Genomic DNA, 13,754 nt, shown 5'->3' with positions numbered 1-13,754 from the left:
CCGCTCAGATACCGGGCCGGCAATCCATGCCGGCCCCACCCCGCCGAAGCGCTGTCGCTTCGACACGGCTGTCATTGGCATTCTTGAATGCCTCCAGCGTCAGGCTGACATAGAAGGCGACGATCATCGTCAGCAGCAACACCATCGCCGAAGCGCTGAGAAGGCCCGAATAGGCATGGAAGGCATCCGTCATCCGTATCTCCAATCCTGTGTTGGTGGATCGAATCTACCGATCAACATTACCCGCTGATTTCTGTTTCATTTCAAAATATGTCGGCCTTGTCGGATGACGTATCAGGCCGCCCGTTTCGCGCGAGCCTGACCAGCCTCACCCTCCGGTTCGCGGATGCGATTACGCCGGTTGAGCTTGAAGTGATTGACCAGCTCAACCAGCTGGGCGGCACCCGCCGCCAGCGACCGGCTGATCGTCGTCGTCCTCTCCACCATGACCGCATTCTGCTGCGTCATCCGGTCGAGCTGCGAGACCGTGCTGTTGATTTCCGAGAGGCCGGTCGCCTGCTCCTGCGCAGCTGTCGCCAGCGACTGCACATTGCTGTCGATCGATGCGACGAAGGTTTCGATCTCCTGCAGCGCCGAGCCGGTCTCGTCCACCAGCCGCACGCCTTCCGTCACTTCACGGCCCGACTTGTCGATCAGCGTCTTGATCTCCTTGGCAGCCGTCGCCGAGCGCTGGGCAAGTTCGCGCACTTCCTGCGCAACCACGGCAAAGCCCTTGCCTGCCTCACCGGCGCGTGCCGCCTCGACGCCGGCATTGAGAGCCAGAAGGTTGGTCTGGAAAGCGATCTCGTCGATAACACCGATGATCTTGGTGATCTCTCCCGACGCATCCTCGATCCGCTTCATCGCCGTGATGGTTTCCTGCACCACGCTGGACGAGGCGGTTGCCGCCTCAAGGGCGTTCTTCACCAGCTTGCGCGTCTCGACGGTGTTGGCAGACGAGGCGCGGACGGTCGAAGTGACCTGCTCCAGCGCAGCAGAAGCCTCTTCCAGCGATGCCGCCTGCTCCTTGGTGCGCGCAGACATCTGATCAGCCGCCTCATGCATTTCCTGGCTGGAGCCGTTCAGCATGCCGGTCTGTCTGAGCACGCCCATCAGGGTTTCCTGGAACGCGCCGATCGAGGCATTGAAATCACGCCGCAGCGGCTCGAATTCCGGACTGAAGGGAACATCGATCGTCTGACGGATATTGCAATCTGCGAGGCGCCCGAGACCGGCCCCCAGCCCTTTCACCACGGTCATACGTTCAGAAACATCCGCAGCAAACTTCACGACCTTGAACACGCGGCCGCTGTCATCGATGATCGGATTGTAGGATGCCTGGATATAGATCTGTTCGCCCTGCTTCGTGATCCGGGTAAACTGTCCGGTGGAGAATTTTCCCGCCGAAAGCTCTTGCCAGAACCGTTTGTATTCCGCCGACTGAGCATGATCCGGCTCGCAGAATATCGAATGATGCCGCCCGACGATCTCGCCCAGCTGATAGCCGAGCGCATTGAGAAAATTCTCGTTCGCCGTAATGATCTCGCCCTCCGGCGTGAATTCGATCACCGCCTGCGCTCTAGACAGCGCTTCCAGCTTGCCGCGGTTTTCCAGCGCATCCTTGCGCGATGCCGTGATATCAGTGGCGATCTTCACCACCTTGTAGGGCTTGTTGCCCTTGAAAAGCGGATTGTAGGAAGCCTCGATCCAGACCTCGCGACCACCCTTGCCGAAACGCTTGTATTTGCCCTGATCGAACTTGCCCTTCGCCAGCCCCGCCCAGAAATCCGCATAGTCCTTCGACGCGGCGTCCGTCGGATCGACAAAGATGCGGTGGTGCTTGCCAACGATCTCGGACAGCGAATAGCCGACCGTCCGGCAGAAATTCTCGTTGGCGGTCAGGATGATGCCGTTGAGGTCGAACTCGATGATCGCCTGCGAGCGATTGAGCGCCTCGACAAGGGCTGCGTTGGACTGCATGTGGCCGAAAGGTAAACCGACCATGGATATCTCCGCTTGGCTATTTTTGCCGGAAGGCTATCCACCTTTAATAAAGTTTAAGTTAATTAAGCACTTGATCGAATTCAACTTTACGGTGTCGACGCACAGCCTGCCTCCCGCAGATGGAAGCCTGCCTGAACATGAAAAAGGCCCGCCTTGCGGCGAGCCTCCCAATGCTTGGCGGTGGTTCTTGTGATCAGGCAGCAGCGAGCGTAAGCTCTTTCTTGACCATCTGGCGCAGAATTCCGAGGTCCTTGGCGAACAGGCGGATGCCGTCCGAAAGCTTTTCGGTCGCCATCTGGTCTTCGTTCAGCATCCAGCGGAAAGTCTTCTCGTCCATCTTGATCGGCGCAACGGCTTCGAACTTCTCCGGCGAGAGCTTGCGTTCCAGCGTGCCCTCGGCCTTGTCCAGCTCGTCAAGCAGGTTCGGCGCGATCGTCAGGCGGTCACAACCGGCCAGCGCTTCGATCTCGCCCACGTTGCGGAACGACGCACCCATGACGATCGTGGAGATGCCGTTGGCCTTGTAGTAATTGTAGATCGAGCGAACCGAAACGACACCCGGATCGGTTTCCGCCGTGTAATCCTGGCCGGTCGACTTCTTGTACCAGTCGAGAATACGACCGACGAAGGGCGAGATAAGGAATGCCTTGGCATCTGCGCAGGCAACGGCCTGGGCATGGCTGAACAGCAATGTCAGATTGCAATCGATACCTTCGGCCTGCAGCACTTCGGCAGCCTTGATACCTTCCCAAGTGGAAGCGAGCTTGATCAGGATGCGTTCGCGCTCGATGCCACGTGCCTTGTAGGCAGCAATGATGTCATGCGCCTTCTTGATCGAGGCTTCGGTATCGAAGGAAAGGTCGGCGTCGACTTCGGTCGAGACGCGGCCCGGGACCAGACCGGCAAGCGCGGAACCGACATCGATCGCCAGGCGGTCGGCCACGGCAGCCGCAATCGCCTCATCATTGCCGCCCTGCTTCTTGCCCCAGGCAACGGCTTCCTTGAACTTTTCGGCAAATGCATCCGAGCCGATCGCCTTCAGTACGATCGACGGGTTGGTGGTGCAATCGACCGGCTTGAGACGGGCAACGGCCTCGATGTCGCCGGTGTCGGCGACGACGGTGGTCATGGAACGAAGTTGCTCTAGTTTTGACGTCATCCGAATTGTCCTCACTGATGGCTGTCGGCGCTGGAGGCACCGATTTTGCTCCTCTGGCATGTTATTTAGATAACATCCGCGGAAGGTAAAGAAGTCAAGACATTTGTCCTTCTCAATTGACATATGTTCCAATGAAGACGATATCATGACCAGACGCGCAGGAATTGCATATTCCGCATTTCGGGAGGATTGAGCGCCTTGGCCAGATTAAGACGCGAGAGCCATACGACCTATTCCGACGCGACCTCCCAGAGGCTTCGCGCCGCATGGCTTTACTACAATCAGGGCCTGACCCAGAAGGATGTCGCGGAAAAACTCGGCGTCAGCCGCTCGACCGTGATCCGCATGCTCGATGAAGCCATGAAGCGCTCCGAAGTGCAGATCTGGATCTCTGAAGGCGTCGAAAGCTGCGTCGAACTCGCAATCCGGCTGGAAAAGGCCTACGGGCTGGATGAGGCGGTCGTCGTCCCGACCCCGCGTGATAGCAGTGCCGATGCGCTTGCAGGCGCCGTCGGCCTGGCGCTCGGGCAGTTCTTGTCAGATGTCATTCAGGACGACATGACCATCGGCGTCGGCTGGGGCCGCACCATGACCGCTTCCCTCTCCAGCTTCCGCCCCGCGCGCCATAACAACGTCAAGGTCGTCTCTCTGCTCGGCGGCATCGTCGCCGTTCACCAGACGAACCCGATCGATTTCACCTGGCGGTTTGCCGGACAGTTGGGCGCCGAATGCTACATGTTCCTCGCCCCTCTTCTCGTCGATACGGTCGCCACCAAGCGTGCCCTGATCGATAAATGCGGCCTCGACACCATCTACAACCTTGCCGAGAATCTCGATCTCGCCGTCGTCAGCTGTGGCGATATCGGCCCGCATTCTACCTCGCTCTCGGAAGGCTTCATTTCGAAGAAGGAGTTGGACCGCCTGATCGCGTCAGGCTGTGTCTGCGATACCATGTTCAACTTCCTGAACGAGGAAGGTCATTCCGTCGATCAGGCGCTGAACGAACGGGTCATGTCGGTCGATCTCGATACACTGAAAAAAGCGAGACATATCGTGCTCTCGTCAGGCGGTTCTCACCGCGCGGTCGCCATCCGCGCCACCATCCGCCGTATTGGCTGCAACACGCTGATCACCGACGAAACGGCGGCAAAGGAGCTGCTGCGACTGGCTGAAGAGGATACAGCCATGCCTGAAGCCGACTAGCCGGCACGATCCCGCAAAAACAGCTTTTCATGGGACGCGCCGGAAACAGGTCTGCCAACCGTTTGACAGACACTCGGAAAAAATGGCAGCAAATTGGAGGAGGAGATTTCTGCCATGGCAAAACGGTCTGACACCCAGGGACGGCTGGATGATGCGGCGAGGGCTGGCTGGCTCTATTACGTCGCCGGTCGCACCCAGGACGAAATAGCGGCCGCCATGGGCATTTCCCGGCAATCGGCGCAGCGTCTCGTCTCGCTCGCGGTTGCCGAACGCCTGATCAAGGTCAGGCTCGACCATCCGATCGCCGCCTGCCTGGAACTGGCCGAAAAGCTCAAGGAAAAATACGGCCTGCGTCACGCTGAAGTCGTGCCGAGCGATCCATCCGGATCGTCATCGACAATCGGCATTGCAGAGGCCGCCGCCGCGGAGATAGAGCGCTGGCTCAGACGGCCGGAGCCGATCGTGCTTGCGGTCGGCACAGGCCGCACGCTGAAGGCCGCGGTCGATCAACTCCCGCCGATGGAATGCCCGCAACACCGCATTGTGTCGCTCACCGGCAATATCGGACCTGACGGTTCCGCCGCCTTCTACAACGTCATCTTCTCGATGGCGGATGCCATCAAGGCGCGCCATTTTCCCATGCCGCTTCCCGTCCTCTGTTCCTCGGCGGAAGAGCGCGAAACTTTGCACGATCAGGCGCTTGTCCGCTCGACGCTGGCGCTTGGCTCTGAGGCCGCGGCCACCTTCGTCGGCATTGGCGAACTGGGCGTCGACGGCCCCCTCTGTGTTGATGGGTTCCTCGGCCGCGAAGAAATGCAAAGCCTTGTCGAAAGCGGTGCCGCGGGCGAAATCTGCGGCTGGGTCTACGACCAGCAGGGGCGGCTTCTGGATAACGCGGTCAACGAACGCGTCGCCAGCGTCCCTATCCCGTCCCGCTACACAAGCTCGGTCATTGGGATCGCCAAGGGACAACGCAAGATCAAGGCCATAGCAGCAGCGCTTCGCGGCAAACTGATCAACGGCATCATCACTGACGAGGCCTCGGCTGAGCAGTTGCTCCGCCTGTGAGCAAAAATTTTTACATTCAAATTCAAGTGCTTAAAACGGTTTAATCGCAGTGCAGCGACGAATCCGTGTTGACTTCCATCAAGTCCTGATAAGTAATTGCCCACGAGCAAAGCGAATGCTCGCAATCATCTTCTCGGGAGGAAGATATGACATTGAAGACTTTTTTGCTGGGCGCCTGCTCGGCCATGGCTTTTGTTGCCACCGCCGCATCGGCTGAAACCCTCACAATCGCAACCGTCAACAACGGCGACATGGTCCGCATGCAGGGTCTGACCTCGGAGTTCACCAAGGCGAACCCGGACATCCAGGTAAACTGGGTCACGCTTGAGGAAAACGTTCTTCGCGAACGCGTCACCACCGACATCGCCGCAAACGGCGGTCAGTACGACATCGTCACCATCGGCAACTACGAAGTTCCGATCTGGGCCAAGCAGAAATGGCTCCTGCCGCTCGACGGCCTCGGCGACAAGTATGACATGGACGACCTTCTGCCGGCGATCCGTGGCGGTCTGTCCGTCGACAGCAAGCTTTACGCGGCTCCGTTCTACGGCGAATCCGCCATGATCATGTACCGCAAGGACCTGTTCGAAAAGGCCGGCCTGAAAATGCCGGAAAGCCCGACCTGGGAATTCATCGCCGATGCGGCGAAGAAGATCACCGATCGTGGCAACGACGTCTCGGGCATGTGCCTTCGCGGCAAGGCCGGCTGGGGCGAAAACATGGCCTTCGTGTCTGCGCTCAACAACTCCTTCGGCGGCCGCTGGTTCGACGAGAACTGGAAACCCCAGTTCGATCAGCCGGAATGGAAAGCCTCGCTGCAGTTCTATGCCGACCTGATGAAGGAAGCCGGCCCGGCCGGTGCTTCTTCGAACGGTTTCAACGAAAACCTGACGCTGTTCCAGCAGGGCAAGTGCGGCATGTGGATCGACGCGACCGTCGCTGCATCCTTCGTATCGAACCCGAAGGACTCGAAGGTTGCCGACAAGGTCGGTTACGCGATCTTCCCGTCCAAGGAAGGCGTGAAGAACCACGGCAACTGGCTGTGGTCTTGGAACCTTGCCGTTCCGGCATCCTCGCAGAAGGCTGAAGCCGCGCAGAAGTTCATCTCCTGGGCAACGAGCAAGGAATACACGGCACTCGTCGCTTCCAAGGAAGGCTGGGCAAACGTTCCTCCGGGCACGCGCACGTCGCTCTATAAGAACGCCGACTACCAGAAGGAAGCAGCCTTCGCCGCTCCGACGCTTGCTGCCATGGACGCTGCCGACATCACCAAGCCGACCGTCAAGCCAGTGCCTTACACCGGTGGCCAGTTCGTCGCGATCCCTGAATTCCAGGCTCTCGGCACCACTGTCGGCCAGCTCTTCTCGGCTGTCATCGCCGGCCAGTCCACGGTCGACGACGCGCTTGCCGCCGCCCAGGCAACGGCAACCCGCGACATGACCCGCGCCGGCTACATCAAGTAAGGGATTTCCTCCCAAGGATAAGGGTTGTCCGGCTCCTTTGCCGGGCAGCCCGCCTCAGATGGAGACCAGAACGACCGGAAGCCGCGCCTCTCGTCGTATCCACAAGCTACCCTATAAAAACAAGATCATGCTTCCGCGCTGACGTTCCATGAGGACGCCACGACGGCAATGAGAGCCAAAGCTCCGGGGAGGTTTTTTAAGATGGCAACGCAGAACACCAGGACGTTGGCACGCCTTATGATGGCGCCCTCCGTCGTCGTTCTTCTGATCTGGATGGCCGTACCGCTCGCAATGACGCTGTACTACTCGTTCCAGAACTACAACCTGCTGACACCGACGAATGTCTCGTTCGCAGGCTTCTTCAATTACCAGTATTTCTACACCGATCCGGCCTTCTTCCAGTCGATCTGGAATACGTTGCTGCTGGTTCTCGGCGTGCTGGCGATCACCGTCATCGGTGGTACCGCGATAGCACTTCTGATCGACCAGCCGATCTTCGGCCAGGGCATCGTCCGCATCCTGGTGATCTCTCCCTTCTTCGTCATGCCGCCGGTAGCTGCATTGATCTGGAAGAACATGATCATGCATCCGGGTTATGGCGTGTTTGCCGATATCGCCAAATTCTTCGGCGTGCAGCCGATCGACTGGTTCGCCCAGTTTCCACTCTTCTCGGTCATCATCATCGTCGCCTGGCAGTGGTTGCCGTTTGCCACCCTGATCCTGCTCACCGCGCTCCAGTCGCTCGACAGCGAGCAGCGTGAAGCGGCCGAAATGGACGGTGCCAACTTCTTCAACCGCTTCATCTACCTGACGATCCCGCATCTTTCGCGTGCCGTCACGGTCGTCATCCTGATCCAGACGATCTTCCTGCTCGGCATCTATGCGGAAATCCTCGTCACCACCAATGGCGGACCGGGTTACGCATCGACCAACCTCACCTTCCTCATCTACCGCACGGCCCGTCTCGGTTATGACGTCGGCGGCGGTGCTGCAGGCGGTATCATCGCAGTCGTTCTCGCCAACATCGTTGCCATCTTCCTGATGCGCGCCGTCGGCAAGAACCTGGACAAGTAGGAGAGAAGATCATGGCTCGTTCAGTTTCCACCGGAGCTAAGATCGGCTGGAGCGTTGCCGCCTGGGTTGTGGCGCTCCTCATCTTCTTTCCAATCCTCTACGCCGTCATCACCAGCCTCAAGACGGAGCAGGAGGCCATCGCCGGTTTCTCGCTCATCCCGTCCGGCACGTTCGAGAACTACATCACCGTTCAGACGCAGCGCGATTACTTCAAGCCGTTCATGAACTCGGTCATCCTCTCGGTCGGCTCCACCATCCTGGCGTTGATCATCGCCATCCCCTCCGCCTGGGCCATGGCATTTGCCCCGACCAAGCGGACCAAGGACATCCTGATGTGGATGCTCTCGACCAAGATGATGCCCTCGGTCGCGGTTCTTCTGCCGATCTTCATCATCTTCCGCACCTTCGGCCTGCTCGACAGCCGCGTTGGCCTGACCATCATGCTGACGCTGATCAACCTGCCGATCGTCATCTGGATGCTCTACACCTATTTCCGCGAAATTCCGGGCGAGATCCTGGAAGCCGCGCGTATGGATGGTGCCAGCCTCTGGAAAGAGATCGTCTACGTCCTGACGCCGATGGCCGTACCAGGCATTGCCTCGACACTGCTCTTGAACATCATCCTTGCCTGGAACGAAGCCTTCTGGACCATCCAGCTGACGACCACCAACGCGGCGCCGCTGACGGCCTTCATCGCTTCTTTCTCGTCACCGCAAGGCCTGTTCTGGGCAAAGCTCTCGGCAGCATCGACCATGGCGATTGCGCCGATCCTCATCCTCGGCTGGTTCAGCCAGAAGCAACTCGTCCGCGGCCTCACGTTTGGCGCGGTTAAGTAAGGAATTCCGATCATGGGCAGCATTACTCTCAAGAACGTCCAGAAGCATTTCGGCGAAGCCAAGGTCATTCCTTCCGTCGATCTGGAAATCAAGGAAGGCGAATTCGTCGTCTTCGTCGGCCCCTCGGGCAGCGGCAAGTCCACGCTCCTGCGCCTGATCGCCGGCCTCGAAGACCTGACCGGCGGCACGATCACCATTGACGGCAAGGATGTGACGGAAGCCGCACCTGCTGCCCGCGGTCTCGCCATGGTCTTCCAGTCATATGCGCTCTATCCTCATATGAGCGTGCGCAAGAACATCGCCTTCCCGCTCAAGATGGCGAAGATGGAACAGTCAGCGATCGACAAGAAAGTCGAGGCTGCCGCCAAGGTGCTCAACCTCACCGACTATCTGGAACGCCGCCCCTCGCAGCTTTCCGGCGGCCAGCGCCAGCGCGTCGCAATCGGCCGCGCCATCGTCCGCGAACCGTCTGCCTTCCTCTTCGACGAACCGCTCTCCAACCTCGATGCGGCCCTGCGCGGCACGATGCGCCTCGAAATCAGCGATCTTCACAACCAGCTGAAGACGACGATGATCTACGTCACCCACGACCAGATCGAAGCCATGACCATGGCCGACAAGATTGTCGTGCTCAATCGCGGCAATATCGAGCAGGTCGGTTCCCCGATGGAACTGTATCTGACCCCGCGCAACCTGTTCGTGGCGGGCTTCATCGGCTCGCCGCGGATGAACCTGATCACCGGCGATTATGCCAGATCCAAGGGCGCAACCACCACCGGCATCCGTCCCGAACATCTGACGCTGTCGAAGGAGAGCGGCACCTGGAAGGGCCGTGTCACCGTTGCCGAACATCTGGGCGCCGACACCTTCCTGCATCTCGATGTCGAGGGCATCGGCCAGATGACCGCACGCGCCAGCGGCGAGTTCGGCGCGCATCACGGCGACACCGTCTACCTGACGCCGGATGAAACCAAACTGCACCGTTTCGACGACAAGGGCCTGGCAATTCGGGCCTGATTGATCCTACCGGCCTGACAGACAGGCCAACCGGAGTATGAGAAAATGACTGTGAAGCTTTCGTTGGCAAGCCTCAAGGATGCCGCTGCGACCGCTGGCGTGCCCAATTACGATCCGAAAAGCCTGACGCCGGGCATCATCCATTTTGGCGTCGGCAATTTCCACCGCGCCCATCAGGCCGTCTATCTCGACGACCTGTTCAACACCGGCAAGGGCCATGATTGGGCGCTGATCGGCGCCGGTGTACTGCCCTCCGACGCCGCCATGCGCGACAAGCTGAAGGCTCAGGATTACCTGACCACAGTCGTCGAGCAGGACAACAACAAGACCGGCGCTCGCGTCACCGCCCCGATGATCGACATCATCGCGCCGGACCAGAAGGATGTGCTGATCGAGAAGCTTGCCGATCCGGCGATCCGCATCGTCTCGATGACGATCACCGAGGGCGGCTATTTCATCGACGCCGCCGGCCACTTCAACCCGGCCCATCCGGCCATGGTCGAGGACGGCAAGAACCCGGCAGCGCCCAAGACAGTCTTCGGCCTCATCCTCGCCGGCCTGAAACTGCGCCGCGAGCGTGGCGTACAGCCCTTCACCATCATGTCCTGCGACAACATTCCGGGTAACGGCCACGTCACCGAAAACACCGTGATCGGCCTCGCAAAAATGTCCGACCCGGCCTTTGCCGAGTGGATCCATGAAAACGTCGCCTTCCCGAATTCGATGGTCGACCGCATCACGCCGGCAACCGGCCAGCGCGAAATCGACATCCTGAAGAACGATTTCAACATCGACGACAACTGGCCGGTCTTCTGCGAAGAATTCAAGCAGTGGGTGATGGAAGACAATTTCCCGGCCGGCCGCCCAGCGCTGGAAGAAGTCGGCGTCCAGTTCGTCCCCGACGTCGCTCCTTACGAGCTGATGAAGATCCGCATCCTGAACGGCGGCCACGCGACGATCGCCTATCCGGGAGAGCTGCTCGACATCCATTTCGTCCACGAGTCGATGGAACACCCGCTGATCCGCGCCTTCCTCGCCAAGCTGGAAAAGGAAGAGATCATTCCGATCGTGCCGCCGGTGCCGGATACCAATCTCGATGAGTATTTCGACCTGATCGAGCGCCGCTTCCTCAATCCGAAGATCGGCGACACCATTCCGCGCCTGGCGCAGGACGGCTCCAACCGTCAGCCGAAATTCATCCTGCCCTCGACCCGCGATCGCCTCGCCCAGGGCAAGGATATCGTCGGCCTTTCGCTGGTCTCGGCGCTCTGGTGCCGTTACTTCGCCGGCACGTCCGACAGCGGCCGCAAGATCGTCTTCAATGATGCCAGCGCCGAAAAGCTGCAGGCAGCAGCCATCAAGGCCAAGGACGATCCGGCTGCCTTCCTCGTCTTCGACGAAATCTTCGGCGAGGTTTCTGGCAACGAACTGTTCCGCAAGCGTTTCGCCCATGCCCTGAAGACGCTATGGAGCGAAGGAACTGCAAAGACCCTGCAGCTCTATCTCGACGACAAGCTGGTTCAGGAGTGAGGTGAAACGTGGCGGATAAGGCAAGCTTCAACAACGGCCCATTGGTGATCTTCGATTGCGACGGCGTGCTCGTCGACAGCGAACCGCTTTCGGTCCGGGTTCTGGTCGAAGCCTTGAACCGCCATGGCATCGACATGGCCGAGGAGGAAGCCTATCAGCGCTTCCTCGGCCGCAGCCTTGCCACCATGCGGCAGGTGATGGACGAGGAATACGATTTCCACACCGGCCCCGAATTTCTCGAAACCCTGCGTCTCGATCTCTACGACCTCTTCAAGACCGACCTCAAACCGATCGAAGGCATTGCCGAGACGCTCGATGCGCTTGCGCTTCTCAACCTTCCCCGCTGTGTCGCCTCCTCCAGCCAGCCGGAACGCATACGCCTATCGCTCGGCATCACCGGTATTCTCGACAGGCTGGAGCCGCATATCTTCAGCGCTTCCATGGTCAAGAACGGCAAGCCTGCACCCGACCTTTTCCTCTACGCTGCAGAGCAAATGGGCATCGCGCCGCAAAACTGCATCGTCATCGAGGACAGCCCCGCCGGCATCGAGGCGGCCCAGCGTGCCGGCATGTCGGTTTTCGCCTTTACCGGCGGATCGCATGCCTGCGTTCCGGGATATCGTGAACGGATCGACACACTTTCGCCGGATCTCATATTTGACGACATGCCGGATTTGCTCCACCTTGTAAAAAACCACATGGAGGGTCGCGGAGCGACATCGTCCCAGCGGGCAATTTGACACCGTGAGGAAGATTTTGCCGCGAGCGGTACAGGGACAGGAAACAGATCTGGATGCGTGACCATCTCGTTGCGGTCGATATCGGCACGACCAGCGCGCGTGCCGGCGTTTTCGACAGCGGTGGCCGAATGCTTGCCAAGGCCAAACATCCGATCCGGATGTTCCGCCCCAAGGAAGGCCAGGCCGAACATTCCTCCGAAGATATCTGGGCCGCCACCTGCCATGCCGTGAAAGCAGCGATGACCGAGGCCGGCATCAAGTCTTCAAGTATCGCCGCGATCGGCTTCGACGCTACCTGTTCGCTCGTCATGCGCGACCGGAACGGCAACCCGCTCTCCGTCTCCACCTCCGGTCTCCCTGAACAGGATACGATCGTCTGGCACGACCATCGCGCCATCCGCGAAGCCGACGAACTCTCCGCTTCCGGCCACCATGTTCTGGATTTCTCCGGTGGCTCGCTGTCACCCGAAATGGAAATGCCGAAACTGAAATGGCTGAAGGAGAACCGGCCGGAAAGCTGGGAAAAATCCGGTTTCGTCTTCGATCTGGCCGACTTCCTCACCTGGAAGGCGACCGGATCGACTGAGCGCTCCCGCTGCACGGTCACCGCCAAATGGAACTATCTGGCGCATGAGACGCCCGGCTGGAAAGCCGACTATCTGAAGCTTGCCGGCCTCGAAGATCTGAAAGAAAAAGCCGGCCTGCCGGAAGGCACCGCCGAGGTCGGCACAAGCCTTGGCAGGTTGTCGAAACAAGCCGCGGCCGAGCTTGGCCTCGATATCGAAGTCGAAGTATCCCCCGGCCTTATCGACGCCTATGCCGGTGCTTTCGGCGCATTGGCCGGAGCCGCCAGCGACGCAAACCTCGAAACCAGCGTCGCACTCATCGGCGGAACCTCCAGCTGCATCGTCGCCTTCTCGCGCGATCCGAAACCGGGTCGCAGCCTCTGGGGGCCTTATTACGAGGCTGTACTTCCCGAACACTGGCTGGTCGAAGGCGGCCAGTCTGCGGCCGGCGCGCTTCTCGATCATATCGTCCAGATGCATGCCGCCGGCGGCGAACCGACCACCGACCTGCATGGCCGCATCATCGCCCGCATTGCCGAGCTGCGCGCAGAGACGGAAGGCGATATCGCCCCCAACCTGCATATCCTGCCGGATTTCCACGGCAACCGCTCGCCGCTCGCCGATCCGCATGTGCGCGGCGTCATCACTGGCCTTACCCTCGACACCTCCTTCGATGGACTGTGCCGCCGCTACTGGCGCAGCTGTGTGGCGATCGCGCTCGGCATCCGCCATATCCTCGATACCATGGTCGGCTTCGGTTATCGGTTTGAAACTCTGCATGTCACCGGCGGCCATGTGAACAACCCGCTGCTCGTCGAGCTTTACGCCGATGTCACCGGCTGCCGGGTGGTGGTACCGCAGACGAATGATGCAGTCCTGCTCGGCACCGCGATGACCGCCGCCGTCGCCGGCGGCCTGCACTCATCCCTTTTTGCCGCAGGCTCGGCGATGCAGGCAGGCGGCACCGAATATCTCCCCGATCCGGCTCGCAAGGCAGCTTATGACCGCGATTACCGGCGCTTCCTCACCATGGTCCGCCATCGTGAGGAGTTGCGGGAAATGGCCTGAGCCGTCACATGGCTGAAGCAGGCCCG

The 13,754-nt window shown here is 59.9% G+C and carries 12 protein-coding genes; 9 read left to right on the top strand and 3 right to left on the bottom strand.

The window, feature by feature from the left end; translation table 11 throughout:
- Positions 1–4: 4 nt before the first annotated feature.
- From GGE33_RS01595 to tal, 3 genes are all read right to left on the bottom strand, one after another.
- The gene (locus GGE33_RS01595) at positions 5–193 is read right to left on the bottom strand and encodes a hypothetical protein (RefSeq protein WP_183820996.1); all 189 of its coding nucleotides are present in this window, start codon (positions 191–193) and stop codon (positions 5–7) included.
- A gap of 101 nt (positions 194–294) precedes the next feature.
- Positions 295–2,004 carry a methyl-accepting chemotaxis protein gene (locus GGE33_RS01590; RefSeq protein WP_183820995.1) on the bottom strand — a complete coding sequence of 570 codons (1,710 nt, stop codon included), beginning with the start codon at positions 2,002–2,004 and terminating at the stop codon, positions 295–297.
- Positions 2,005–2,197: 193 nt separating this feature from the next.
- Complete coding sequence (gene tal / locus GGE33_RS01585) at positions 2,198–3,163, bottom strand: transaldolase (RefSeq protein WP_183820994.1); 966 nt, start codon at positions 3,161–3,163, stop codon at positions 2,198–2,200.
- 198 nt (positions 3,164–3,361) lie between these two features.
- Between tal and GGE33_RS01580 the strand changes: the two genes are divergently transcribed.
- From GGE33_RS01580 to GGE33_RS01540, 9 genes are all read left to right on the top strand, one after another.
- Positions 3,362–4,366, top strand: coding sequence for a sugar-binding transcriptional regulator (locus GGE33_RS01580; protein ID WP_183820993.1), 1,005 nt, complete (start codon positions 3,362–3,364; stop codon positions 4,364–4,366).
- 114 nt (positions 4,367–4,480) lie between these two features.
- Complete coding sequence (locus GGE33_RS01575) at positions 4,481–5,434, top strand: sugar-binding transcriptional regulator (RefSeq protein ID WP_183820992.1); 954 nt, start codon at positions 4,481–4,483, stop codon at positions 5,432–5,434.
- A gap of 146 nt (positions 5,435–5,580) precedes the next feature.
- Positions 5,581–6,897 (top strand): ABC transporter substrate-binding protein, encoded by a 1,317-nt coding sequence (locus tag GGE33_RS01570; protein WP_183820991.1) that lies wholly within the window; start codon positions 5,581–5,583, stop codon positions 6,895–6,897.
- 201 nt (positions 6,898–7,098) lie between these two features.
- Entirely contained in the window at positions 7,099–7,971 is an 873-nt protein-coding gene (locus GGE33_RS01565) for a carbohydrate ABC transporter permease (protein ID WP_183820990.1), read from the top strand.
- 11 nt (positions 7,972–7,982) lie between these two features.
- Positions 7,983–8,807 (top strand): carbohydrate ABC transporter permease, encoded by an 825-nt coding sequence (locus GGE33_RS01560; RefSeq protein WP_183820989.1) that lies wholly within the window; start codon positions 7,983–7,985, stop codon positions 8,805–8,807.
- 12 nt (positions 8,808–8,819) lie between these two features.
- Complete coding sequence (locus GGE33_RS01555) at positions 8,820–9,824, top strand: ABC transporter ATP-binding protein (protein WP_183820988.1); 1,005 nt, start codon at positions 8,820–8,822, stop codon at positions 9,822–9,824.
- Between the two features lie 45 nt (positions 9,825–9,869).
- Complete coding sequence (locus GGE33_RS01550) at positions 9,870–11,354, top strand: mannitol dehydrogenase family protein (protein WP_183820987.1); 1,485 nt, start codon at positions 9,870–9,872, stop codon at positions 11,352–11,354.
- 8 nt (positions 11,355–11,362) lie between these two features.
- Positions 11,363–12,094: an HAD family hydrolase gene (locus GGE33_RS01545; RefSeq protein ID WP_343062182.1), complete on the top strand. Its 732-nt coding sequence runs from the start codon at positions 11,363–11,365 to the stop codon at positions 12,092–12,094.
- 53 nt (positions 12,095–12,147) lie between these two features.
- Positions 12,148–13,728, top strand: coding sequence for an FGGY-family carbohydrate kinase (locus GGE33_RS01540; RefSeq protein WP_183820986.1), 1,581 nt, complete (start codon positions 12,148–12,150; stop codon positions 13,726–13,728).
- Positions 13,729–13,754 lie beyond the last annotated feature (26 nt).

The sequence above is a fragment of the Aliirhizobium cellulosilyticum genome (genome assembly GCF_014198105.1).
Classification (GTDB): domain Bacteria; phylum Pseudomonadota; class Alphaproteobacteria; order Rhizobiales; family Rhizobiaceae; genus Neorhizobium; species Neorhizobium cellulosilyticum.
Note: the sequence above shows the minus strand (reverse complement) of the source record. Positions and strands in the feature narration are given on the sequence as shown.

What these genes read in the sequence shown, in the direction of transcription:
- GGE33_RS01575 (WP_183820992.1), top strand. Translation starts at nt 4,481, where the DNA reads ATGGCAAAACGGTCTGACACCCAGGGACGGCTGGATGATGCGGCGAGG.
- GGE33_RS01590 (WP_183820995.1), bottom strand. Translation starts at nt 2,004, where the DNA reads ATGGTCGGTTTACCTTTCGGCCACATGCAGTCCAACGCAGCCCTTGTC.
- GGE33_RS01565 (WP_183820990.1), top strand. Translation starts at nt 7,099, where the DNA reads ATGGCAACGCAGAACACCAGGACGTTGGCACGCCTTATGATGGCGCCC.
- GGE33_RS01540 (WP_183820986.1), top strand. Translation starts at nt 12,148, where the DNA reads ATGCGTGACCATCTCGTTGCGGTCGATATCGGCACGACCAGCGCGCGT.
- GGE33_RS01550 (WP_183820987.1), top strand. Translation starts at nt 9,870, where the DNA reads ATGACTGTGAAGCTTTCGTTGGCAAGCCTCAAGGATGCCGCTGCGACC.
- GGE33_RS01570 (WP_183820991.1), top strand. Translation starts at nt 5,581, where the DNA reads ATGACATTGAAGACTTTTTTGCTGGGCGCCTGCTCGGCCATGGCTTTT.
- GGE33_RS01560 (WP_183820989.1), top strand. Translation starts at nt 7,983, where the DNA reads ATGGCTCGTTCAGTTTCCACCGGAGCTAAGATCGGCTGGAGCGTTGCC.
- GGE33_RS01595 (WP_183820996.1), bottom strand. Translation starts at nt 193, where the DNA reads ATGACGGATGCCTTCCATGCCTATTCGGGCCTTCTCAGCGCTTCGGCG.
- tal (WP_183820994.1), bottom strand. Translation starts at nt 3,163, where the DNA reads ATGACGTCAAAACTAGAGCAACTTCGTTCCATGACCACCGTCGTCGCC.
- GGE33_RS01555 (WP_183820988.1), top strand. Translation starts at nt 8,820, where the DNA reads ATGGGCAGCATTACTCTCAAGAACGTCCAGAAGCATTTCGGCGAAGCC.